Annotated in this window: 20 protein-coding genes, 2 tRNA genes and 1 other RNA gene; 17 read left to right on the top strand and 6 right to left on the bottom strand. The window is 46.6% G+C overall.

Translation table 11 applies throughout. The features are described 5' to 3' along the window. Positions 1-28 precede the first annotated feature (28 nt). Together rpoD and THICY_RS06885 are read left to right on the top strand one after the other, a co-directional pair. On the top strand, positions 29-1,816 hold the full coding sequence (gene rpoD / locus THICY_RS06890) for an RNA polymerase sigma factor RpoD (RefSeq protein ID WP_013835897.1): 1,788 nt from the start codon (positions 29-31) through the stop codon (positions 1,814-1,816). A gap of 106 nt (positions 1,817-1,922) precedes the next feature. After that, positions 1,923-1,999 (top strand) — tRNA-Ile (locus THICY_RS06885). Positions 2,000-2,032: 33 nt separating this feature from the next. On the opposite strand, the gene THICY_RS06880 is transcribed toward THICY_RS06885, so the two are convergent. Genes THICY_RS06880 through THICY_RS06870 form a run of 3 tightly spaced genes read right to left on the bottom strand, consistent with a single transcriptional unit; the run spans position 2,033 to position 4,529 of the window. Beyond that, on the bottom strand, positions 2,033-2,503 hold the full coding sequence (locus tag THICY_RS06880; RefSeq protein WP_013835896.1) for a Dps family protein: 471 nt from the start codon (positions 2,501-2,503) through the stop codon (positions 2,033-2,035). A gap of 51 nt (positions 2,504-2,554) precedes the next feature. Next, on the bottom strand, positions 2,555-2,944 hold the full coding sequence (locus THICY_RS06875) for a YraN family protein (protein WP_013835895.1): 390 nt from the start codon (positions 2,942-2,944) through the stop codon (positions 2,555-2,557). 10 nt (positions 2,945-2,954) lie between these two features. Then, positions 2,955-4,529, bottom strand: a complete 1,575-nt coding sequence (locus tag THICY_RS06870; protein ID WP_013835894.1) for a penicillin-binding protein activator — start codon at positions 4,527-4,529, stop codon at positions 2,955-2,957. A 58-nt stretch (positions 4,530-4,587) separates the two neighbouring features. Here THICY_RS06870 and rsmI point away from each other — a divergent pair, with 58 nt between their 5' ends. From rsmI to murG, 13 genes are all read left to right on the top strand, one after another. Beyond that, complete coding sequence (gene rsmI, locus THICY_RS06865) at positions 4,588-5,442, top strand: 16S rRNA (cytidine(1402)-2'-O)-methyltransferase (protein WP_013835893.1); 855 nt, start codon at positions 4,588-4,590, stop codon at positions 5,440-5,442. Positions 5,443-5,474: 32 nt separating this feature from the next. Beyond that, positions 5,475-5,860, top strand: an RNA gene (gene rnpB, locus THICY_RS08675) — RNase P RNA component class A. A gap of 352 nt (positions 5,861-6,212) precedes the next feature. Further along, positions 6,213-6,671: a division/cell wall cluster transcriptional repressor MraZ gene (gene mraZ / locus THICY_RS06860; RefSeq protein WP_013835892.1), complete on the top strand. Its 459-nt coding sequence runs from the start codon at positions 6,213-6,215 to the stop codon at positions 6,669-6,671. Beyond that, positions 6,668-7,597 (top strand): 16S rRNA (cytosine(1402)-N(4))-methyltransferase RsmH, encoded by a 930-nt coding sequence (gene rsmH / locus THICY_RS06855; RefSeq protein ID WP_013835891.1) that lies wholly within the window; start codon positions 6,668-6,670, stop codon positions 7,595-7,597. Before mraZ ends, rsmH begins: the two co-directional genes overlap by 4 nt. Positions 7,598-7,643: 46 nt before the next feature. Next, positions 7,644-8,894, top strand: a complete 1,251-nt coding sequence (ftsZ, locus tag THICY_RS06850; protein ID WP_013835890.1) for a cell division protein FtsZ — start codon at positions 7,644-7,646, stop codon at positions 8,892-8,894. Positions 8,895-8,914: 20 nt separating this feature from the next. Next, entirely contained in the window at positions 8,915-9,232 is a 318-nt protein-coding gene (ftsL, locus tag THICY_RS06845; RefSeq protein ID WP_013835889.1) for a cell division protein FtsL, read from the top strand. Next, the gene (locus THICY_RS06840) at positions 9,229-10,896 is read left to right on the top strand and encodes a peptidoglycan D,D-transpeptidase FtsI family protein (RefSeq protein WP_013835888.1); all 1,668 of its coding nucleotides are present in this window, start codon (positions 9,229-9,231) and stop codon (positions 10,894-10,896) included. Before ftsL ends, THICY_RS06840 begins: the two co-directional genes overlap by 4 nt. Continuing rightward, the gene (locus THICY_RS06835) at positions 10,893-12,485 is read left to right on the top strand and encodes a UDP-N-acetylmuramoyl-L-alanyl-D-glutamate--2,6-diaminopimelate ligase (protein WP_013835887.1); all 1,593 of its coding nucleotides are present in this window, start codon (positions 10,893-10,895) and stop codon (positions 12,483-12,485) included. The genes THICY_RS06840 and THICY_RS06835 overlap by 4 nt, the downstream gene beginning before the upstream one ends. Next, a complete protein-coding gene (locus THICY_RS06830; protein WP_013835886.1) occupies positions 12,482-13,939 on the top strand; it encodes a UDP-N-acetylmuramoyl-tripeptide--D-alanyl-D-alanine ligase in 1,458 nt (485 codons plus the stop codon). Before THICY_RS06835 ends, THICY_RS06830 begins: the two co-directional genes overlap by 4 nt. Then, on the top strand, positions 13,923-15,005 hold the full coding sequence (gene mraY / locus THICY_RS06825) for a phospho-N-acetylmuramoyl-pentapeptide-transferase (protein ID WP_013835885.1): 1,083 nt from the start codon (positions 13,923-13,925) through the stop codon (positions 15,003-15,005). Before THICY_RS06830 ends, mraY begins: the two co-directional genes overlap by 17 nt. 3 nt (positions 15,006-15,008) lie before the next feature. Continuing rightward, positions 15,009-16,355: a UDP-N-acetylmuramoyl-L-alanine--D-glutamate ligase gene (gene murD, locus THICY_RS06820; RefSeq protein WP_013835884.1), complete on the top strand. Its 1,347-nt coding sequence runs from the start codon at positions 15,009-15,011 to the stop codon at positions 16,353-16,355. Continuing rightward, a complete protein-coding gene (ftsW, locus tag THICY_RS06815) occupies positions 16,348-17,514 on the top strand; it encodes a putative lipid II flippase FtsW (protein WP_013835883.1) in 1,167 nt (388 codons plus the stop codon). Before murD ends, ftsW begins: the two co-directional genes overlap by 8 nt. Before the next feature lie 8 nt (positions 17,515-17,522). Then, positions 17,523-18,632 carry an undecaprenyldiphospho-muramoylpentapeptide beta-N-acetylglucosaminyltransferase gene (gene murG / locus THICY_RS06810; protein ID WP_013835882.1) on the top strand — a complete coding sequence of 370 codons (1,110 nt, stop codon included), beginning with the start codon at positions 17,523-17,525 and terminating at the stop codon, positions 18,630-18,632. Positions 18,633-18,636: 4 nt separating this feature from the next. On the opposite strand, the gene THICY_RS06805 is transcribed toward murG, so the two are convergent. After that, positions 18,637-18,709, bottom strand: a tRNA-Arg gene (locus tag THICY_RS06805). Between the two features lie 14 nt (positions 18,710-18,723). Further along, positions 18,724-19,035, bottom strand: a complete 312-nt coding sequence (locus tag THICY_RS06800) for an ArsR/SmtB family transcription factor (RefSeq protein WP_013835881.1) — start codon at positions 19,033-19,035, stop codon at positions 18,724-18,726. A gap of 118 nt (positions 19,036-19,153) precedes the next feature. Between THICY_RS06800 and THICY_RS06795 the strand changes: the two genes are divergently transcribed. Together THICY_RS06795 and THICY_RS06790 are read left to right on the top strand one after the other, a co-directional pair. Next, on the top strand, positions 19,154-20,461 hold the full coding sequence (locus tag THICY_RS06795; protein WP_013835880.1) for a S41 family peptidase: 1,308 nt from the start codon (positions 19,154-19,156) through the stop codon (positions 20,459-20,461). Positions 20,462-20,478: 17 nt separating this feature from the next. Further along, positions 20,479-21,339, top strand: coding sequence for a YihY family inner membrane protein (locus THICY_RS06790; RefSeq protein ID WP_013835879.1), 861 nt, complete (start codon positions 20,479-20,481; stop codon positions 21,337-21,339). On the opposite strand, the gene gshA is transcribed toward THICY_RS06790, so the two are convergent. Beyond that, on the bottom strand, positions 21,336-22,631 hold the full coding sequence (gene gshA / locus THICY_RS06785) for a glutamate--cysteine ligase (RefSeq protein WP_013835878.1): 1,296 nt from the start codon (positions 22,629-22,631) through the stop codon (positions 21,336-21,338). The two genes, THICY_RS06790 and gshA, sit on opposite strands and share 4 nt — an antisense overlap. Positions 22,632-22,653 lie beyond the last annotated feature (22 nt).

Genomic DNA, 22,653 nt, shown 5'->3' with positions numbered 1-22,653 from the left:
CCCCTTTTATCGTTATTTTGAGGCAAACATGACAAAAGTAGAAAGAAAGCAACAATTAATTGATCTTATCGAAAGAGCGAAGGATTTAGGCTACCTAACCTATGCTGATGTAAATGATGTTCTGCCCGACGATATTGAAGAGGATCAACTCAGTCAAGTTCTTACCATCTTGGGTGATTTTGGTATTCCATTATTTGATACCGCGCCTGAAGAGGATGAATTGATTACCAAAGAGGGTGGCGCTTTCGATGAAGCGGCTGCTGAAGCCGCCATTCTAGCACTGGCCGAAGTAGACTCTGAATTTGGTCGTACCACAGACCCAGTACGTATGTATATGCGTGAGATGGGGTCGGTTGAGCTATTAACACGCAAAGGTGAAATTGATATTGCCAAGCGTATTGAATCGAATATTCGTGACATGCTCGACTCCTTGTCTAAATATCCCATGTGTGCCGAAAAAATTCTGCGCGCATTTCAGAAAATGGATGATGGTGAAGGGAAGTTAGCCGATGTTATTCAGGGGTTTATTGATCCTAATGACTTGGAAGATGTTCAGGTTGAGGACTTAAGTGCTGACTCTGACAACAATTCGGAACCAAAAGATGATTCAATCGATCAGGCCTTAATTGATGCGTTCTTGGCAGACCTTGAGAAATTGCATCGTGACGCTGTAAAAGCAGAGGATCTGCATGGCTCTAGTGATCCAAAGGCGAAGAAAAAACGCCAACTTGTTGTCGATCATTTACGTACCGTAAAACTTGTGCCCTTGTTTACAAACGGGGTTATTCGCGACATTAAGATTAAGATTTCGCAAATTCGCGAGCAAGAGCGTGTCATTGTGAATGCCGTTGTTCGTAATGTTAAGATTCCGCGCACGCGATTTGTCGAATTGTTTGTGGGTAACGAAACAAGCCCAGAATTTGTCGATATGTTAATTGGTGAGTACACAGATAAGACCGATTTACTTGAAGAAGTGCGACAGGACGTTAAGCGTGCTCAAAAGCGCTTAGCCTTAATTGAAAAATCTGAAAAAATGGCTATAAGTTATTACAAAAAAGTCTATAAAGATTTGAGTAAATCTGAAAGCCAAGCGCGAGCCGCCAAGCGTGAAATGATCGAAGCGAACCTGCGTTTGGTTATTTCGATTGCAAAAAAATATACTAACCGTGGCTTACAGTTCTTGGATTTGATTCAAGAAGGAAATATCGGTCTAATGAAAGCGGTTGATAAGTTTGAATACCGCCGTGGTTACAAGTTCTCAACCTATGCTACCTGGTGGATTCGTCAAGCAATTACTCGTTCGATTGCCGACCAGGCACGTACAATCCGTATTCCGGTGCATATGATTGAGACGATCAATAAACTGAATCGCATCCAACGTCAGTTACTGCAAAAAATGGGGCGCGAACCGACCCCTGAGGAACTGGCAGAAGAAATGGAAATGCCAGAGGATAAAATTCGCAAGGTGATGAAAATCGCCAAAGAGCCGATTTCAATGGAAACGCCCATCGGTGATGATGAAGATTCTTCATTGGGCGATTTTATTGAGGACTCTAATATTTTGTCACCATCCGATTCAGCAGACTTGGAAGGCATGAGTGAAACTGTGCGTGAAATGCTCAGTACCTTAACGCCGCGTGAAGCCAAAGTGTTGCGTATGCGTTTTGGCTTGGGCATGAATACGGATCACACTCTTGAGGAAGTCGGCAAGCAGTTTGATGTGACCCGAGAACGTATTCGTCAAATAGAGGCTAAGGCATTGCGTAAGTTGCGTCATCCAAGCCGTGCTGAACGTCTGCGCAGTTTTCTTGATTAATGTTTAAGGCGGGTTTTCACGCTAGCATTTCAGCATAAACTCGTTATAATACGGCTTCGTTTGTTTTTGACAATCGAAGCTAATCATCAAAAACAGTCTTTTCTTTGGGCCCCTAGCTCAGTTGGTTAGAGCACACGACTCATAATCGTTAGGTCCCCGGTTCGAGCCCGGGGGGGCCCACCATCATGCTTTGAATGGCATATCCACTAAATCCAACTACTTAGAAAGCAAACTACGTAACATCCAGGCCGTTTTTTCATGTACCTGCATGCGCTGAGTAAGGAGATCGAGTGTGGGTTCGTCATTAGCAGCATCGGCAATTTTAATAACTTCTCTGGCTGTTTTAACCACGGCTTCTTGCCCTGCAATAAGATTGCGAATCATGGTGTCAGCGTCAGGCGTATCTTGCTCTTCTTGAATTTGGCTGAGTTGGTTGAAGCGTTTAAAGGAACCTGGTGCCAACTCACCTAATGAGCGAATACGTTCGGCAATTTCATCAACAGCGGTAAATAGCTCAGTGTATTGTTGCTCAAACATCATGTGTAGGCTGTTAAACATAGGCCCTGTCACGTTCCAATGGTAGTTGTGTGTTTTTAAAAACAATACGTAGGAGTCGGCAAGCAATCTAGAGAGACCAGCTGCGATGTCTTTACGAGTTGATTCGTCAATTCCAATATTGATGTCCATGTTAATTCCTTGTGGAGTTATTGTTCAATTAATAGACTATCAGAGCTTGGCTTACCAGGCAATGATGGCGTTTTTTAGCCAGTTGGGTTGTTCATTAGCTAAAAAGTAAACGATATCAAAACGCATGGGTTGATTTTGTAACTGCGGATGATGTTGTAAGAATATACGTGCTGCCTTAAGTAGTCGTTGTTGTTTGGTATGGGTAATCGTTTCTAAGGGATGGCCGTGATCAGCCTGTTCACGATAGCGCACTTCTACAAACACCAGGTGGTTTTCAAGCCAAAAAATCAAATCCAGTTCACCGCCTTTGTAGGTCGTATTGCGATCAATTAATTCGCCACCTTGTTGAACAAGATAGGCTTCAGCGATCTGTTCAAAATACTGACCACGGGCGCGCTTGCTGTGTTGGCCGCTATTTTTTTTGGTGGTCGATATAGACATAGTAAGTTCGCTAAAAAGAAGGCTGTGTGATTAGTTCAAGTAACTCTTGTTGACGTTCTAGTCGGTCTCGCGGGTGCAGTGGGGCAGGTTCTCCCGTAAATCCAGCAAATGGACGGCTGTTGGGTTGGGATGAATCCACGATTAGTTGTCCGCGGTTATTAAAGTTCACTAGTATTAGCTGACGACTGAGTAAACCATTATTCTGTCGGCGCAACTTTCCTGTCGCCCCGTTAAGGCTTAATCCATCGGTTAGGGCTTGATGATACTGTGTAATTAAAAAACTATCCCAGCCTAGGGCCGCAAGAGGGGATGTAATTAATTCTGGGCTTAAAACCCCAGGATAACTTAGAAAGTGAATATTTTTTAAGTCAGGTTCTAAGTGGTCTACCCGGAATTCACTAGGCATTAGTGTGTCAGTGGCATAGGTTGGAAGGTTGACTTGAAAGAAATCGAGCTGGGGTCGAATATTGCTTAAATATTCACGTTCGCCAAGTAACAAAATGGCATGCCAATCTGCTCGATGTCGAGGGAAAAAAGTTAGACTGTTACCTATGGTGCGTTGAAGAAAATTAGCGCGTACTTGACTCTGGTCACTCAGAAGCGCACGGCCTAACTCATCGCGGAGGTTGCGTTGATTGGGCTCAAAAGATAAAGGTATTATCCGATGTCCCAAAGTGTTCAGCCACAACTCACTCAGGTGAGCAATCTGTTCGATATTGGCCGGTTGGTCTGCGTAGAGAACGGCTAGGTTGCAGTAATGGTGTTGATCAATATGTTGGATAAGTTGGTCTAGCGTATCGGTTGTCCCAAAAGGTAGTTGCCATGACGCTGGTGCGCTAGGTGCCGCGTTTAGAAAAACCACTCTATCATTCGCAACGGGTGCAAGTGCATCAACCGTATTACGGTCAAATGGACCAATGACCCAGTCGGCACCTGCTTGTTGTGTAGCTTCGAAGGCATCGAGTGGCGAGTCAAAATCATCAAGATTAAAAAACAGTAATTGATGTTGTTGCGCAGTTTGCCAGTAGGCGGCTAGGATACCCGCTCGGATTTGATGAGATAGTGTCTGGGTGCGGTTATCATATGGCAGTAAAATAGCGATACGCTGCGATCCGGGTGACCGGATTTTAGCAAGCATTAATTGCGTTAATTGCTGAGTAGGTGGGTGGTCATGAAAGAGTGACTGGGTGCTTTCAAGCCACGCGCCCTGAAAAGAGGGAGTGATTTGATGTGTTGTGGCTATGCTTGACCAGGCCTGGTGGCGTAAAACAGGGCTCTGCTGCCAAAAAGCTGTGGGAATTTCCTGTAATTGCGCGTATGTTTCAAGCAAGAGTTGGTTTTGTTGTTCAGGTTCGCTAACAAATAAAAGCGTTTCAGTTCTGTCCAGATAGGTGGCCCAGTTTTGTTCGCGTAGTGCGGTCTGACGTTGTTCAATTAATGTAGGTGTTCCAGCTATTGGGGCTTCGGGTGCTACAATAAGCATTTCATCTTGTTGGGTAACGGGTTCGCGTATTGAACTAATAGGCGCACAAGCACTTAGCAGGAGAACAGCGGTGATACTTGCAAGTATGGCGAGGGTTTTCACAGATTACATCAACTTTATTTATTCGTTTTTAAGTGTTACTAACAGGCTTTAATTATATATGGAATTGTTGGAAAAAAGCACGCTTTACGTTGTTGCGACCCCATTAGGTAATCTGGCAGACATTAGTCAGCGCGCTTTGACCGTGCTTGCGCAAGCCGATTGGATTGCTGCCGAGGATACACGGCATTCACAAAAGTTACTGACACATTTTGGCATTAATAACCGCCTAATTAGTTTGCACAACTACAATGAGCGGGCTCGCATTGAAATGCTGCAGACACGACTGGCGTTGGGCGAAGTGGGGGCGATAATTTCAGATGCCGGAACGCCACTCATTAGTGATCCAGGCTATCATTTGGTTAATGCATTGCGCCAAGCAGGCCTGCAGGTTAGGCCTGTGCCTGGGCCCAGTGCGATGATTGCCGCCTTGTCTGTTTCGGGTATTGCTACAGACCGTTTTTACTTTGAAGGCTTTTTGCCAGCGAAATCAGCGAAACGTTTGACTCGGCTCAAAGAGCTCAGTCAAGTTGAGGCAACGCTGGTTTTTTATGAAGCGCCTCATCGTTTGATCGCCTGCCTTGAGGACCTAAGTTTGGCAATGGGCCCAGAGCGGCTGGTGTGTGTGGCGCGTGAAATGACTAAGCAGTATGAAGAGTTTCTAAAGGGTACGCTTGCTGAAGTGCAAGATTACTTTGCCCAACAACCTGATAAAGTTCGAGGTGAGTTAGTGCTGGTCGTTGACGGTGCACAAGCAAGCCAAACGGATGACCAGGCCTGGCAAACATTGGTGATGGCTATGTTGACACAACAGGTAAGCGTCAAAACGGTAGCCGAGGTGGTTGCTGAGCATTATCAGTTACCCAAAAAAACGGTTTACCAATGGGCGCAGTCTGCCAAAAATCAAATGGACTAGACAAACTCCGCAAATTAGATTAATGTGCGCACCAAGTGAGTTGGACGATCGCGGAATGCCAAGCATTCGGAGGAAAGTCCGGGCACCACAGAGCAGAATGCCAGTTAACGACTGGGCGGTGTGAGCCGACGGAAAGTGCAGCAGAGAGTAGACCGCCGATGGCGCTTAGCGCACAGGTAAGGGTGAAAGGGTGGGGTAAGAGCCCACCGCGCAGCTGGTAACAGTTTGTGGCATGGTAAACCCCATTCGGTGCAAGACCAAATAGGAAAGCAGGTTAAACTTCGGTTTAACACAGCGTGGCTCGCGCTGGTTTTCGGGTAGGTTGCTTGAGGGCGGTAGTGATGCCTCTCCTAGATGAATGATCGTCACCCCAGGCCTGCTTGGGGTACAGAACCCGGCTTACAGACTCACTTATTTTTAATTTACTGTAATTTATCAAGCTTGGCCACATTATGTTGTGCCTACTTTTCGTTATATCCTATATGTTGTGGATTCTTTCTTTGGCACGCCAGTGCCAGTTTTTAAAATAAAAACAATGTGTTAGTTATTTATTTTAATTATTTTTTTAGGTTTAAATCTTATCTCTTTGTATTTAATAGATATTTTTCAGTATCTTTTACTCTCTTTGTGATATCTCATTACTACGCTAAGTTATTGTGATTGTTAATAAAATTATGCGTTATGTGCCAAATAACGTCTTGACATGACTGGGTAGAAAGTCTTATAGTGGGGTTAAGTGGTTTAAAGTGGAACAAAGTGGGGATTTTAAGGTGCTATTTTTTCGAGGCATTAATGCAATCAATCTTGACGATAAGGGGCGCTTTGCTATTCCTAAGCGTTATCGCGACTCGATTGCGGATGCGTGCGACAACCATTTAATAGCAACAATTGACTTAAACAGTCCCTGCTTGCTGATTTACACTCAGGATGAATGGGAAGTGATTGAACGCAAATTAATCTCACTTCCTAATATGGATCCGCAGGCTCGTATGGTACAGCGCCTGTTGCTCGGCCACGCGTCTGAAATTGACCTTGATGCGCAAGGTCGTATGTTGTTACCTAGCTTGCTACGAGACCATGCAAAATTAGATAAACAGGCTATTTTGTTGGGTCAGGGTAATAAGTTTGAACTATGGAGTTTAGAGGCTTGGGACGCAAGTCGGCCGGATATGTTAAACAGTGTGCAGCAGCTTGATGGCCAAGGCGCCTTAGCAAACTTAAGTTTATGAGCGAGTCAGTAGGTCATTTTTCTGTATTGCTGCCAGAAAGTTTGGCCGGTTTGGCGATTAAAAGCGATGGGTTTTATATTGATGGTACCTTTGGTCGCGGTGGCCATAGTCGTGCCATATTGGCACAGTTAGGCCCTCAAGGGCGACTGGTGGCGTTTGATCAGGATCCAGAAGCGGTGGCTTATGCCAAGGCGAGTATTACAGATAGCCGTTTTGATATCGTTTACGGCAGTTTTGCGGATTTACACTCGGTTGCTGAGCAGGCCGGCTGGATGGAAAAGGTTGATGGCATTCTATTGGATTTGGGAGTGTCATCGCCGCAGTTGGATGAAGCGGAGCGTGGCTTTAGTTTTATGCGAGAGGGTCCGCTAGATATGCGGATGAATCCAGCGGCTGGGCTCAGTGCCAAAGATTGGTTGATTGCTGTTGAGGAAGCAAAGTTGGCGCAGGTATTAAAGCATTTTGGCGAAGAGCGGTTTGCTTACAAAATTGCTCGTGCGGTGAGTCATGATGCCAAAGCAGGCCTGGTTAATACGACAAAAGATTTAGCCGATTTAGTGTCGCGGGTTGTGCCAAAAAAAGACAAGCATAAGCATCCAGCAACACGAACGTTTCAAGCTATACGGATTGCTGTTAACGGCGAACTGGATGCTTTAAAACAAGTATTGGATGCCAGTTTGGCGGTTTTGGCACCTGGCGGGCGATTAAGTGTGATTAGCTTTCATTCTTTAGAGGATCGCATCGTCAAACAGTTTATGCGGGACCAGTCGCAAGTTAAGGATTTGTTTCCTGATTTGCCAATATTGGTGGCTACAAGTGAGGCAAGGTTAAAGCGTATCGGTAAAGCTATTTTTCCCAGTGAAGAGGAGTGCTTACAAAATGTGCGTTCTCGCAGTGCCGTATTACGAATAGCAGAAAAAGTGTAATCATCTATCAATTTATTAAGTTCTGGGCGTGACAAGGGGGTTAGCAATGAGCAACATGAAATTTGATCTAAAAGAGTCTAAAGTGGTAAGACAACCGGGCTTACCGATTATTAAAGTGATTGGTTTAGGTGGTGGCGGTAGTAATGCCGTTGACTATATGGTTCGAAGCAAGGTTGAAGGCGTTGATTTTTTATGTGCCAACACCGATGCACAAGCCTTAGCACATTCTAATGTGCCGGTAAGAATCCAGATAGGTTCAAATGGATTGGGTGCGGGTGCTAATCCTGAAAAAGGGCGCGAAGCCGCTGAACAGGATATTGATGCTATTAAAGAGCATTTAAAAGATGCTGACATGATATTTATTACTGCCGGCATGGGTGGTGGAACTGGCACAGGTGCCGCGCCTGTTGTAGCTCAGGTTGCACGTGACATGGGTATCCTAACGGTCGGAGTGGTTAGTCGTCCATTTAGTTTTGAACGTCGTACCGCTGTGGCAGATAAGGGTATTGAAGAATTGTCCGCCGCGGTTGATTCATTAATTACCATCCCAAATGACAAGCTTGTCGAAGTTTTAGGCAAGGATTTTATGTTTGCCAAAGCTTTTGATCATGCTAACGAAATTTTGCACGGTGCTGTACAGGGGATTTCAGAAATGGTAACTCGCCCTGGCTTAATCAACGTCGACTTTGAAGATTTACGGACGGTTATGTCAGAGGTCGGTTTAGGTATGATGGGTGTTGGAACAGCTAAAGGTGAAGACCGTGCCCGCAAAGCGATTGAAAAAGCAATTGCTAATCCGTTGTTGGATGATGTTGCTGTAGCCGGTGCGCGAGGTTTCTTGGTGAACATTACCGGTGGCCTTGATTTTAGTATCGGTGAATACAATGTGATTGGTGATGTTGTTAACCAGTTTGCCGACAGCGATGCTCGGGTTATTATCGGTACCTCGATAGATGAAACCTTAGAAGACGAAATTCGAGTAACCGTAGTTGCGACCGGTTTAGTTGGATCTGCTAACAAGCCACAGATGGTTCGTCCTAATACGCAAGGCGTACATGCTGTGCAGGCATCTGAGCGCGCGAAAGAAATGAATCAACCGGCACCAGCAACCGAAGCACCAACGACAGAATCGGCAAAAGTCGCAACGATTAAGCCAGCGTTGGTTGAGCCAAAACCGCAGGGGACGGCCTATGAAGCCCAGCCAGCGCGTGTTGCCATGACAGCTAACGGTGCCAGTATACCTCGGTCAAATAACTACCTTGATATCCCGGCTTTTTTAAGACGTCAAGTTGATTAATTGACCCGGGTGGTTTAAAGATGCCAGGGCAATCAGGGCCTACTCCTATCAAACGTATTGATATGGGTGGGCTTTTTACGTTAATACTCATTGCGCTATTAGGTTTAACCTTTATTGCAAAGGTCTTGCTGCAACATCAAATTCGTGACTTAGAAGCTGATTACTATGAGCGTTTAGCGCAACATAGTGAATTGCGTGAGGCATGGGGTCAGATGATGTTAGAGTCAGCGCACTTAACCGCACCATTGCTTGTCGAGCAACAGGCTCGATCCCAGTTAAATATGCGTAAACCACAAGAGCGTCAATACCTTGTCTTAACTGAGGAAAACGAGCCGTGAGTTCTCATGTACGCGGTCGTTTAATCTTGTATGTGCTACTGGCAGGTCTAGTACTTTTAGCGGGTCGCGCATTTTATTTGCAGTGGCTGCATGCCGATTTCCTCAATTCTGAGGCCGATAAACGTCAATTACGGGTTATTGAAGTTCCTGCACCACGCGGTCAAATCTTTGACCGTAATAATGAAGTGCTTGCTTTAAGTGCGCCCATTACCTCGATTTGGGTAGATGCTAATCGCTTAAACAGTCATCCAAATAAAGTCAATATTATTGCCCAGCTAGCGCAGGTAATTGAAATGTCGTCGAGTGATATTGCGGCCCGAGTTAGTGATCAGTCAAACCGGCGTTATTTATACATTAGTCGCGGACAATTACCTGAAATTGGTCAGCGTGTAGAAGCGCTAAACCTCCCATTTGTCTATGTAAAGCCAGAATACCGTCGTTTTTATCCACAGGCGCATACAACGGCCCATTTAATCGGCTATACCAATGTTGATGATATAGGGCAAGATGGCATTGAAGCTATTTACGATAACTGGTTGACTGGCCAAACGGGGCGCTTTAGGGTTGTAAAAGACTTAAAAGGCCGGGTGGTATCATCGGTAGCAACATTGCAACCTATCGAGGCGGGGAAAGATATAAATTTAACACTGGATAGTCATATTCAGTATTTTGCTCACAAAGCCTTGCATGATGCCCTGGTTAAACACAATGCGTTTGGTGGGTCGGTTGTGGTGATAGACCTGAACACATCAGAGATTTTGGCCTTAGCGAATCAGCCGAGTTTTAACCCTAATGACCGTACCCAAATTACCGGTGAAGCAATACGTAATCGAGGTATTTCAACCCTAGTCGAGCCTGGTTCAACCATTAAACCCTTGGTGATCGCAAAACTATTGGATGCCGGCTTGATTACCGCAGATGAGGTGGTATCGACCCATCCGGGACATATTCGGTTGTACGGCCATTTAATTAGCGATGCCATTAATTATCGTGAATTGGACATTACGGGCGTAGTGCAAAAGTCGAGCAATGTGGCGATGGCAAAACTCGTGCCAAGACTCAGTCGTGAGGCACACTGGGAGTTTATGACGCAGTTGGGTTTCGGCGCGGATAGTGGGCTCTTTTTACCGGGTGAACAAAGTGGTCGTTTACGTCACTTTGCCAACTGGTCTCGAATGGATCAGGTTTCTAACTCCTTCGGATACGGGTTTAATGCAACTTTGTTGCAACTGGCGCAGTCTTATCAAATTTTTGGTCAACAAGGACAGGTAACTCCGTTGCGATTGGTAGCCGATCAGCCGCATGGTGCCCCTAAGCAAGTGGTGTCGCCTGAAACCGCACAAGCTGTATTACTGATGATGGAAAGTGTAACTCAGCCTGGCGGCACGGCGACCGAGGCAAAAATCGATGGCTATCGTGTGGCGGGCAAAACTGGTACTGTGCATAAAACCGCTGGCGGGGTTTATCAATTAGATAAGTATCAAGCGATGTTTGTCGGTTTAGCGCCGGTTTCGCGGCCGCAGTTATTGGTTGCGGTCATGATTGATGAACCGAGCCGTGGTATCTATGGTGGCGGCACCGTCGCGGCTCCGGTGTTTCGTGAGGTGATGACGCATGCTCTTAGAGTGCGCAACATTGATCCCGATCAGGTGAATGTGCCATGAGTCATGCCATGTCGTCGGAGCGAACACAGCCGTCAAAAACTCTTGCAGTTTTGCATGAGTTTTTTGGCGCTGATGTGACTTCAACCCATGGGACATGGGACGGCTCAATGTACGTTTGTCGTTTATCTCGCCAGGCGAATCAGTGCGATGAGCAAAGTGTGTTTATTGCCACGGCAGGCCTGCGAACTCACGCACATACCTATGCCGTTGATGCTGTTTTGGCAGGATCGCGTTTAATGATTACGGATCAGTTGCCAGAAAGTTTTCCAGCAGGCTTAGCTTTATGGCTCGTGCCCAACTTAGCCGCACGTATTGAAGCCTTAGCTAAGTGGTTTTATGACGATCCTAGTCAAGATGTTAATTTAATTGGTATTACTGGCACCAACGGTAAAACAACGACGAGCTTTTTAACGGCTCAAGCCTTGCATCAGCTGGGTTATCGCGTTGCGTTAATGGGAACGTTGGGTGCCGGTGTTTATCCTGATTTGGTGAACACTGGGCATACAACACCGGATATTTTTAGTATCCAGGCCTGGTTAGCATCAGCAAAGCAACAGGGATGCCAGTATGCCGTAATGGAAGTCTCATCGCACGCCGTGGTACAGGGTCGGATTAGTGGATTGCACTTTGCTGTTAAAGCCTTAACCCAGGTAACCGAAGACCATTTAGACTTTCACGGAAGTCTAGAAGCTTATCATCAAGCCAAAATGAACTTTTTTACCCGGTATCCTGGCTCTAAGCAGGCCTGCTGGGTATTGAATCAACAGGATGGTGTTGGGCAGCGACTGATCAAATTAGCCTCAGCGCAAGCAGCAAACGACGCGGTGAAGATCGCCGCTTATGCGCCATGTCATGGGTCGAGCTCAATCCAGGCGGCTATGGGTTCGCTGCGCAATACTGAGGTGCTAACACTATCGCAGCAACAAGCCTTGAGCAACGGTTATCAACTTCAAGTCTCTTGGAGTGGGTATGGTTATTCGGTGACATCACACCTATTGGGTGACCACAATATTGAGAATTTGTTCTGCAGTTTACGTATTTTATTGGCACTAGGAATGAATTGGGGTGATTTGATAAGGTTGGTGTCAGATCTAAAAGCCCCTGAGGGTCGATTAGAGCAGGTGCCTTGCGCCAAGCCGCTGCAAGTCTTGGTCGATTTTGCCCATACAACTGATGCCCTGGGTAAAGTATTAACAACTTTGAATGCACAGCGCCAAGCCGCTCAAGTTAAGAATTCTATATGGGTGGTGTTTGGTTGTGGTGGTGACCGTGATAAAACCAAACGCCCGGCTATGACCGCCGCCGCCTATGCGCTGGCAGATAAGTTGGTTTTAACCAGTGATAACCCGCGCACCGAGGCAGTTGATGGGATTATTGCCGATATGCTCACCGGTCTACCCGAGGATTATGATCAGTCTAGGGTCATGATTGAAACGGATCGAAAGTTGGCTATTACAACGGCTTTAAACTTGGCGCAGTCCGGTGATTGGGTCTTAGTTGCTGGCAAAGGCCATGAAACAACACAAGAAATTAATGGGCATTGTTATGTCTTTTCTGATCAACAAATTATAAAGGAATGGTTACCATGACCATGGGTAAAGAGCGCATGCACCATTCATTTGGGCGATGGACACTAGGTCAATTAGCGAATTGGCTGAATGTGATACTACCTGCCGAATGGCAAGCGCAAGCGGATTTAGCGATCTCACAGATGGTCACAGATTCGCGTGCCGTAAAACCGGGTGATGTTTACATCGCGATCGAAGGAACTCGTTTTGACGGACACCGTTTTATAGCACAAGCGATTGAGCAGGGCGCGGTTGCTTGTATTGTTAGCAATAAGCAGTATGCCAAGCAAAGCGTACCTTGTTTGATTGTGGCTGATACTACACGAGCCTTGGGACGTTTAGGTCAAGCACACCGTCAAGCCGCGAAGCTGGAATGTTTAGTAGCGGTGACGGGATCAAATGGTAAGACCACCGTGAAAGAGCTTTTGGCCGCGCTGTTTGCCACCCAAGGGCCAACCTTGGCAACACGCGGTAATTTTAATAATCAGTTTGGGGTGCCAAGAACGCTACTTGAGTTAACGGATGAACACCGCTATGCGGTTATTGAAATGGGCGCTAATCATCAAGGAGAAATCGATTGCCTTACGCGCTTGGCTGAACCCGATATCGCTATTATTACGCTTGCGGCACCGGCACACCTTGAGGGCTTTGGTAGTTTAGATGGCATCATTACCGCCAAAGGTGAGATCATGCATGGTTTAAAGCCAAATGGTGTCGGCATTATTAATACCGACTCGCCAGGTTTTGATCAATGGCAAGCAAAACTAGCTCGAAGCGATCGCAAGATGATCTGTTTTGGTCAAGCGGCTAGTGCGGATATTCGTATTCGCCAGGTCACGACTGAAAAAAACGGCATTCGATTTGAGCTCTATTATCAGCAGGCCTGGCATCAGGTTGTAAGCCCGTTATTGGGGGCACACAATGCCTATAACTTGGCGGTCGGTGCCGCGGTGGCTCAGGTAATGGGTTGGTCCTGGGATGTGGTGGCACCCGTATTTGAAAGTTTCACCGGAACCGATGGGCGTTTACAAACCTTCCAAGTCGGTGCAATGACCTTAATTGATGATAGCTACAATGCAAACCCTAGTTCAATGGCTGCTGGGCTGGATAGTTTGCATGCGCTCGCGAGTACAGATCAGCGTCCGATGATAGCTTGTTTAGGTACTATGGCTGAATTAGGTACAACGGCGCCAGAGGCGCATTATCAGATTGGTCGCCAAGCTGTCCAGCTTGGGGTGCAGCAGCTGTGGGCGCAAGGCCCAAATGCGCAGGATTATGTGGCGGGATTTAAATCATTATCGCGAAGCAAAACGCTGGCTGAGGTTGCCGACCATGCAACGATGATTGATCAGCTTGTTACGCTCTATCACACTGGCGAACCTTGGGTCGTCTTAATCAAAGGGTCTCGGAGTGCGGCAATGGATCAATTGCGCTCTGGTTTAACAGAGAGGGTTACCCATGCTCATTTACCTTAGTCAATATCTAAGTCAGCACCTATCGTTTTTTTCGGTATTTAACTACATTACTGTTCGCGCCATTATGAGCGTGTTGACCGCACTGATTATTTCGTTTCTGATTGGTCCGGCGGTTATTCGTTGGTTAACCCGGTTAAAAGTCGGCCAAAGTATCCGTCAGGATGGCCCTCAAAGTCATTTTGTCAAAGCCGGCACGCCCACTATGGGCGGCACCTTAATCCTATTTGCGATTGCCATTGCTCTGTTGTTATGGGGCGATTTAACCAACTTCTACCTTTTGCTGGTCAGTTTTACTATGTTCGGGTTTGGGGTGATTGGCTTTATTGATGATTATAAAAAAGTGGTCTACCGCGATCCGGAAGGTATGCGTTCACGAACCAAGTTTTTCTGGCAATCAGTTATTGGTTTAATTGCGGCGTTTGGGTTTTATCATTTTGCGCAAGTGCCCGCTGAAACCCAGCTACTCATTCCCTATATGAAAGACACCTATATCTATCTTGGCGCATGGGTGATTGTTTTAAGTTATTTTGTCATTGTGGGGACTTCAAACGCGGTTAATCTAACCGATGGTTTGGATGGTTTGGCGATTATGCCGACTGTGATGGTAGCCGCCGCGCTTGGCGTGTTTGCCTACGCGTCAGGTCATGCGGTATTTGCCGCCTATTTAGATATTCCCCATATCCCAGGTGTTGGTGAACTAACCATTTTAATGGCGGCTATGGTGGGCGCGGGCTTGGGCTTTCTATGGTTTAACACCCATCCAGCACAAGTGTTTATGGGTGATGTGGGTTCACTCGCTTTGGGTGCCGCGCTGGGTGCAACGGCAGTCGCGGTTCGTCAAGAAATTGTATTATTTATCATGGGCGGTATTTTTGTCATTGAAACCCTGTCGGTTATTTTGCAGGTAGGGTCTTACAAACTACGCGGTAAACGGGTGTTTTTGATGGCGCCGCTTCATCACCATTTTGAGCATAAAAACTGGCATGAATCACAGATTATCGTGCGCTTCTGGATTATCACGATTATTCTGGTTTTAATTGGTTTGGCTAGCTTAAAGTTGAGATAAATCATGTATCTAGTCATCGGGTTAGGGGTTACAGGACAATCGGTGTTGCGTTATTTAACGCACAATAACGAAACGATATTCGCCTTTGATACGCGTGAAACCTTGGATATTACCTCTTTGCAGCAAGCCTACCCTGGCGTGCAGTTTGCAACCGGTCAATTGCCAAAAGCCTGGATTGCTAAAACCGCTATCCTAGTGGTTAGTCCGGGTGTTGATCTGCGCCAGACCTGGTTGCAGGTTTTTAAGCAAAAGGGCATTGAAATTATTGGCGATATTGAGTTGTTTGCGCGCGCGGCCAGCGCCCCTATCATTGGCATTACTGGCTCAAATGGCAAAAGTACGGTGACTAGCCTAACAGCTCAATTATTAAGTGCGGCTGGTTATAAAGCCGGGCTGGGCGGTAACATTGGAAAACCGGCGTTAGATTTGCTAAAAGAAAACCAAGATTATGATGTGTTTGTGCTCGAGCTATCGAGCTTTCAACTAGATACCACCTACTCATTGCACACGGTGGCGGCGACGGTGCTCAATATTTGTGAAGATCACCTTGATCGTTACGATGGCATGGACGCTTATATTCAATCAAAAAATACCATCTATCAAGATACTGAGTTAGCGGTGATGCCGCTGGAGGAGCCCACTCATTTTTGGGTGCCAGGTATTACACCCAGGTACTATTTCGGGCTACAGCACCCTCGCAACAGTAGTGATTGGGGTTTAGTTATAGATAAGCAGGGTTTCCGGTATTTGGCCCGGGGTGAACAGTTGATTATGCCCGTGCAAGAGTTAAAACTGCAGGCACCGCATCAGTTGCTCAATGCTTTGGCTGCGCTTGCCTTGGTTGATGAATTTGCTATTCCGCCGGAAATTATAAGACACGTACTAGCTGAGTTTACCGGCCTACCCCATCGTACTGAATGGGTTGCAGAGATGAACGGTGTGACTTGGATTAACGATTCCAAGGGTACTAACGTTGGAGCGACACTAACCGCTATTAATAGTTTAGGTAGCAATGTAGCGCCTGGCAAGTTGGTGCTGTTGGCGGGCGGCGATGCTAAGGGGGCAGATATGGCGCCACTAGCCGCTCCCTTGGCGCAATTTGCTCGTGCGGCCATTTTATATGGCCGAGATGCTGATAAACTCTACCAGGCCTGGTCAGCTGATCTGCCCTGTCATCGATTGGAAACACTGGATGAGGCCGTTGTTTTGGCAGCTTCATTAGCAAAGGCGGGTGATGCCGTTTTGTTATCACCAGCTTGTGCCAGTCTTGATCAATTTACCAATTATCAACATCGTGGCCAGCACTTTATAAGTTGTGTTGCAAACTTGGAGAAATCGTCTCGTGGCTAATACATGGCGTCTCGATATCCGCGGCCTGGATGGCTCCCTGGTGCTAATTGTATTGGCGCTCATTACTATTGGTTTGGTAATGGTGCTATCAAGCTCAGTGGCAGTAAGTGAAGTGCGCTTTGGTCATCAGTGGCATTATTTTCAGCGCCAAGTGTTTGCGCTCGGCGTCGGTGGGCTGTTTGCGGCTCTCGTACTGATGGTTCCGAGTCAAAGTTGGTTGCAGCATCGCGGAAAATGGTTTTTATTGGGTCTGGTGCTATTAGCTCTGGTGTTGATATTTGGTCGAGAAATTGGGGGCGCGAAACGTTGGTTACCATTAGTTGTGATGAATTTCCAGCCCGCTGAATGGATGAAAATTGCGACCATCTTGTTTCTGGCTGGTTATTTACAACGTCATCAAGATGCGGTTAAGCAAGATTCGACAGCCGTTATTCGATTGTTTCTACCCTTTGGCATTATGGCGGGTTTGCTCTTATTGCAACCGGATTACGGCACCACGGTCTTGATTGCCGGCGTGTTAGTTGGGATGTTATTTATTGCCGGCGCTCCTTTTCGCTATTTTGTGATTACCGTATTACCTATTGGGGCGATATTAGCGGTACTGCTGATTAACTCGCCCTATCGGATGGCGCGCGTAATGAACTTTATGGACCCTTGGCAAGACCCCTATGGCGTGGGTTATCAGTTATCGCAAGCACTGATGGCAATTGGCTCAGGGGGCATCACCGGCAGTGGTCTAGGTGCCAGTGTCCAAAAATTGCTCTATTTACCCGATGCCCATACTGACTTTATGTTTGCCGTGTTTGCCGAAGAAACCGGTTGGTTAGGTGTTGTCATTTTGCTATCCCTCTATGGCTTATTGTTGTGGCGAATGTTTGCAGTTGCCCAAGCCGCCTGGTTACCGCAAGCGCCTTTTAAAGCCTTGGTGGTCTATGGGGTTGCGATTATGTTTGCCGGGCAGTTATTAATTAACGTCGGGGTAAATTTAGGCGTGTTTCCAACCAAGGGCCTAACCTTGCCGTTTGTAAGTTATGGTGGTAGTAGTTTAATGATGGCTTTGTTGGCGATTGGTTTGGTGCTACGCATTGATTACGAAACGCGTCTTATTAAAGGGCATTCGACAGAAGAATTGTCGGCGAATCCATCATTCGGTTCATAGGGAGTTCAATGAAATCATCACACCCAAAATCACTGCAACGCATTATGATTATGGCCGCAGGAACCGGAGGCCATGTTTTTCCGGGTCTGGCTCTAGCCAGTGCTTGGCAAGCGCAGGGTACAGAAATCGTTTGGTTGGGCACGCCAAGCGGAATGGAAAAGCAGTGGGTGACCGGGGCTAATATTCCTTTTTATGCGATTGATGTGAAGGGCTTAAGGGGTAATGGTTGGCGTGGCTGGTTGATGGCACCTTGGCGAATTAGCCAGGCCTGCTGGCAGGCGTATCGGTTAATAAAACAGCTCAAGCCTGATGCGGTATTGGGAATGGGCGGATTTGTCTGTGGTCCAGGTGGTTTAGCGACGAAATTAGCAGGTCTACCGCTCTATTTACATGAACAAAATGCCATTGTGGGCTTAACCAATCGGCTGTTAGCGCCCTTCGCAAAACGGGTGTTTTGTGGCTTTCCGGTCGCGGCTTGGTCGGCTAAAAATCAATTTTTGGTTGGAAATCCAGTGAGAGCTGCGATAAGGCAAGTACCGGCCTTGAGTGCGCAACAGGTTGAACAGAGAGAACGGAGTAAGCGTTTGTTGGTAATCGGGGGTAGTCGCGGCGCGCGAGCACTCAATGATACTTTGCCTAAGGCGCTTGCTTTGATACCCAGTGAACAACGTCCACAGGTGGTACACCAAACCGGCATGGCTGATCAAGCAACGACTCAGAACGCCTATCAAGCTAATAGTATTAGCGAGGCACAGGTGGTGTCTTTTATTGATGATATGGCACAGGCCTACAGGGATTGTGATTTAGTGATTGCTCGATCGGGTGCTTTAACGGTCAGTGAAGTACGCGCGGCTAAACGTGCCGCGATTTTTATACCTTTCCCTTATGCGGTAGATGACCATCAAAGTGCCAATGCGGATGTATTGGTGAAGCAGGGCGTTGCTAAAAAAATTATCCAGGCCGATTTGACGCCGGACGTTTTAGCAGCTGAAATTAGTGACTGGTTTAGGGAACAGCGCTGGTTAACAGCCTCGACCGAATTGGCTAATGCAACAACTCCGGATGCCACTGAGCTGGTATTAGCAAGTATCAAAAACGATTTTAATGAAAACGGTTAGAGTGTCCGCTCACCAGGACTCGAACCTGGAGTTGCCGCTTAGGAGGCAGCCGTTTTATCCCGTTAAACTATGAGCGGTTAGTGGAATGCGTTTATTCTGTTGGGCAGAAGGTCGCTTGCATCGCGTGTAACAAGCTGATGATTTCCTTATCAGCAACACTGCAAAGAATCTTACTACCATCACGGCGAGATGCAATAATTCCTTTTTCACGCAAAATATCTATGTGTTGAGAGACGTTGCTTTGCGTAGTACCAACTTTGGAGACGATATCCATCACCGGCATCTCGCCATCACTCAAAACACACAGGATTTTTAGCCTTAATGGATGGCCCATCGCTTTCAAAGCTTTGGAAGCTTTAAGGATATTGTCTTCTTTCATCTCGAAAAGGTTGTGTTCGCTCATGTTTATTCGTATCCTACTTAATAATTTTATTTCAGCAAATTCTAATGCAAAATTACGGTCTTGTGTCATAAAAAGATCACATATAATGCACTAAGAATTGCCTAACGAGGATAGAACTGTGGTTAAAGCGACCGGTTTAAAGAAAATCAGCTGGATGATTATGGGGGGTGTGCTGGGCGCCAGTTTAGTGGTGGGTACCAGCGTGATGGCCGATCGTCAAGCATCCAGTGCCTCCAATTTACCACTTGAACAGTTACGTGCCTTTGTTGAGGTTTATGACCGTATTTCAACCGGTTATTACGAGCCTATTGAAAATGAAAAAATGCTTGAAAATGCCATCCGTGGCATGCTTACTAATCTTGACCCACATTCAGATTACCTGCCCAAAGAAAGCTTTGAGCGCGTCGAAGAGAGCACGCGTGGCGAATTTGGTGGCTTGGGTATGGAAGTCGGCATGGAAGATGGTGCCGTTCGAGTTGTCGCACCCATTGATGATACCCCGGCACAACGCGCTGGCGTTCGTTCAGGTGATATTATTATTAAACTGGACGATACATCGTTACAAGGCATGAGTTTAACCGATGCGGTTAAGATGATGCGCGGTGAGCCAGGTAGCAAGATTACTCTAACCATTATTCGTAGTGGTGAATCTGAGCCGGTAGCAATTGAATTGACCCGAGCCGTTATTAAGGTGCGTAGTGTGCGTGAGCGGTTACTTGAGGCTAATTTAGGTTATGTTCGGATTAGTCAATTCCAAAACCGAACCGGTGACGATCTATCTCGTGCTATTCGAACCCTGGAGCAAGAAAACGGTGGGCCCTTAGCAGGCCTGGTACTAGACTTGCGCAACAACCCTGGTGGCGTATTGAGTGCTTCGGTTGATGTATCGAACGTGTTCTTAAATGAAGGTTTGATTGTTTATACCGAGGGGCGTTTACAAAACTCTAAAATGCGTTTTGAAGCCAAGCGCGGTGATTTAATGAATGGTAATCCGATTGTCGTCTTAGTTAATGAAGGTTCAGCGTCGGCATCAGAAATAGTAGCGGGTGCCTTGCAAGATCATGGGCGCGCGCTTATTGCCGGTCGCGATACCTTTGGTAAAGGTTCGGTGCAATCTATTCTGCCTCTCAATAACGGTGCGGCGATTAAGTTAACCACGGCCTTGTATTTCACACCATCGGGCCGTTCCATCCAGGCTTCAGGTATTAAGCCAGATATTGAAATTGATTTAGTCAAAGTTGAGCGGGTTAATCAAGAGCGCCGTAGTCGTGAAGCCGACTTGGACGGACACATCAATCAGCCAGGTGTTGCGGATGCTGACGACAGCAAGCAAGATGAAGCGGTCAATTTATTATCTGAAGATTATGAACTCTATGAAGGCTTAAATCTGTTAAAGAGCATGGTGTTCGCTAACCGTCGTAATTAAAACGGTGGGATAAATGCTTGTTAAAGCCCATCGTTACTAAAATCGCCAGGCTACCCGGTCTGGCGTTATTTTTTGCCAGTGGCAAACGCTTTGTCATTTGCAAAGGTGGTGACCTTGTCGCATCTCTTGCCTATGTGTCTTTGGTTAGTCTAGTGCCGCTTTTGGCCATTATGATCAGTATTTTCTCGATGTCGCCGTTATTTGAACCCTTGCAAAACTTGGTGCTCGATATGGTGTTCACCCACTTTATTCCGGATTCTCAACCGGTTGTTGCCCAATCGTTAAATAATTTTGCCCAACAAGCCAGTCGCTTAGCCTTGCCTGGCTTGATGGCAATGTGGATGACCACTTTGTTACTGCTGTGGCACATTGATCAAAAGGTGAATAGTTTTTGGCAAGTGCGCCGAGAGCGTAGCTGGTTGATGGTTATTAGCAAATACCTTGCGATTAGTTTGCTAGGGCCGCTGTTATTGGGCGCGGGCTTGTTTGCAAGCAGTAGTTTAATGGCCTATCCGATCTGGCAAGAACTCAATGATTACGAACCGGTCTGGATGTTGGAGTGGTTGAAACTTGTGCCGCTGATTGTCGGGTTTGTGGTGTTTTTTATGGTGTTTAAATGGGTGCCGTCGGCCTTTATATCCTGGCAGCAAGCAGGCCTGGTGGCCATTATGGCAAGCATTCAGTTTGAATTATTGAAGCGGGGTTTTGCTTGGTTTATTCAAGCCTTTCCAACCTACGATTTAGTCTATGGTGCTTTGGCGGCATTGCCATTGTTTTTACTGTGGTTGTATTTGATTTGGTGGATTGTGCTGTGGAATACCGCCTTGTTAGCGGAAATGAATTGCCAACAAGACGAACAGCAAGCTCGCTTTACTTAGCGGTTTTGAGTTTTTGAGTGCTTAATTTCGTAAGCGGCGGCCAATAACGCCAAGCGTGCAATTACGCCATAGGCATAGAAACGATTGGGTTCGGCATCAGGCCCCTGCGTTTGATCCGGCAAAACCCCTGACAGCTGAAATGACATGGGTTCAAAATGCATGCCGGGCGAATTCAGGTTATCTGTAGCGGTCTTGCCGGTATGAATGCGATAAAACCCACCAATAACATGATTGTGAATCATATACACAACCGGTTCTGCGACGGCTTCATCAACCGTTTCAAAGGTGTAAACGCCTTCTTGTACCAACATTTTATCCACTGTTAGCCCTTCCTTCGCAAAACTCATTTTATTGCGCTGTTTGCGATTGAGCTTGAGGATATCATCCGCGGACTGCACCGACATAATCGCCATGCCATAGGTACCACTATCTGACTTTACAATCACGAAGGGTTTGCAGTCGATGTCGTGCTCATGGTAGTAGTCGCCGGTTTTTGCCAACACTTCATTAACTTTGGTGGCAAGCCGCTCAAGGCTGTCTGGGTTTTTAAAGTCCACTTCACCGCACTGCATGGACTCTGGGGTAATTAACCAGGGATCAATATCGACCAGCTCCGCGAGGCGCTTGGCAACATTGGCATAATGTTGAAAGTGGTGAGTTTTGTAGCGGCTGGACCAGCCTAAATCTAACGGCGGCATCAGCACCTGTTCAATGCCTTCTAAAATGGCCGGGCGCCCGGCAGACAAGTCATTGTTTAACAAGACCGCACAGGGGAAGAAACCGGTCACACCCACCCGATTACCTTCACGAGCCAGTGGCTCTAACACCAAACTATTACCCGATGGTAAGTCAATGGTTTGTGCTTCAGTGACTTCTGGATTAATTGAACCTATCCGAACCTCATAACCGGCACTTTCAATAATGTCTTTCAGGGTATAAAGGTTTTCTAGATAAAAGGTGTTACGTGTGTGGTTTTCTGGAATGATCAATACGCCATCAGTAACCGGGCAGGCTTGAGTAATCGCGTGTTGTGCGGCTTGCACCGCCAATGGTCGTAAATCGGGATGCAGATTATTAAAACCCGCTGGAAATAAATTTGTATCAACGGGTGCCAACTTATAACCCGCATTACGCAGGTCAACGGACGCATAAAAAGGCGCTGGGGTGTCACGAAATTCTTGTCTAAACCATGCTTCTATAGCATGAGAATGGTTTAATAGATGCGCTTCTAATTCTAGTAACGGGCCTTTTAGCGCCGTTGTAAGATGCGGAACGCGATAGTCTTGTGGCATAGTCAATGCATTCTTTCATTGT

It is taken from the genome of Thiomicrospira cyclica ALM1, from assembly GCF_000214825.1.
In the GTDB taxonomy this organism is placed as follows: domain Bacteria; phylum Pseudomonadota; class Gammaproteobacteria; order Thiomicrospirales; family Thiomicrospiraceae; genus Thiomicrospira; species Thiomicrospira cyclica.
The sequence above is the reverse complement of the archived record's forward strand: the minus strand, read 5'-3'. Positions and strand labels throughout refer to the sequence as shown.

Excerpts from the sequence above, each read along its gene's own strand:
- rpoD (WP_013835897.1), top strand. The coding sequence starts at position 29 with ATGACAAAAGTAGAAAGAAAGCAACAATTAATTGATCTTATCGAAAGA.
- THICY_RS06880 (WP_013835896.1), bottom strand. The coding sequence starts at position 2,503 with ATGGACATCAATATTGGAATTGACGAATCAACTCGTAAAGACATCGCA.
- THICY_RS06875 (WP_013835895.1), bottom strand. The coding sequence starts at position 2,944 with ATGTCTATATCGACCACCAAAAAAAATAGCGGCCAACACAGCAAGCGC.
- rsmI (WP_013835893.1), top strand. The coding sequence starts at position 4,588 with ATGGAATTGTTGGAAAAAAGCACGCTTTACGTTGTTGCGACCCCATTA.
- rsmH (WP_013835891.1), top strand. The coding sequence starts at position 6,668 with ATGAGCGAGTCAGTAGGTCATTTTTCTGTATTGCTGCCAGAAAGTTTG.
- ftsZ (WP_013835890.1), top strand. The coding sequence starts at position 7,644 with ATGAGCAACATGAAATTTGATCTAAAAGAGTCTAAAGTGGTAAGACAA.
- ftsL (WP_013835889.1), top strand. The coding sequence starts at position 8,915 with ATGCCAGGGCAATCAGGGCCTACTCCTATCAAACGTATTGATATGGGT.
- THICY_RS06835 (WP_013835887.1), top strand. The coding sequence starts at position 10,893 with ATGAGTCATGCCATGTCGTCGGAGCGAACACAGCCGTCAAAAACTCTT.
- THICY_RS06830 (WP_013835886.1), top strand. The coding sequence starts at position 12,482 with ATGACCATGGGTAAAGAGCGCATGCACCATTCATTTGGGCGATGGACA.
- mraY (WP_013835885.1), top strand. The coding sequence starts at position 13,923 with ATGCTCATTTACCTTAGTCAATATCTAAGTCAGCACCTATCGTTTTTT.
- murD (WP_013835884.1), top strand. The coding sequence starts at position 15,009 with ATGTATCTAGTCATCGGGTTAGGGGTTACAGGACAATCGGTGTTGCGT.
- murG (WP_013835882.1), top strand. The coding sequence starts at position 17,523 with ATGAAATCATCACACCCAAAATCACTGCAACGCATTATGATTATGGCC.
- THICY_RS06800 (WP_013835881.1), bottom strand. The coding sequence starts at position 19,035 with ATGAGCGAACACAACCTTTTCGAGATGAAAGAAGACAATATCCTTAAA.
- gshA (WP_013835878.1), bottom strand. The coding sequence starts at position 22,631 with ATGCCACAAGACTATCGCGTTCCGCATCTTACAACGGCGCTAAAAGGC.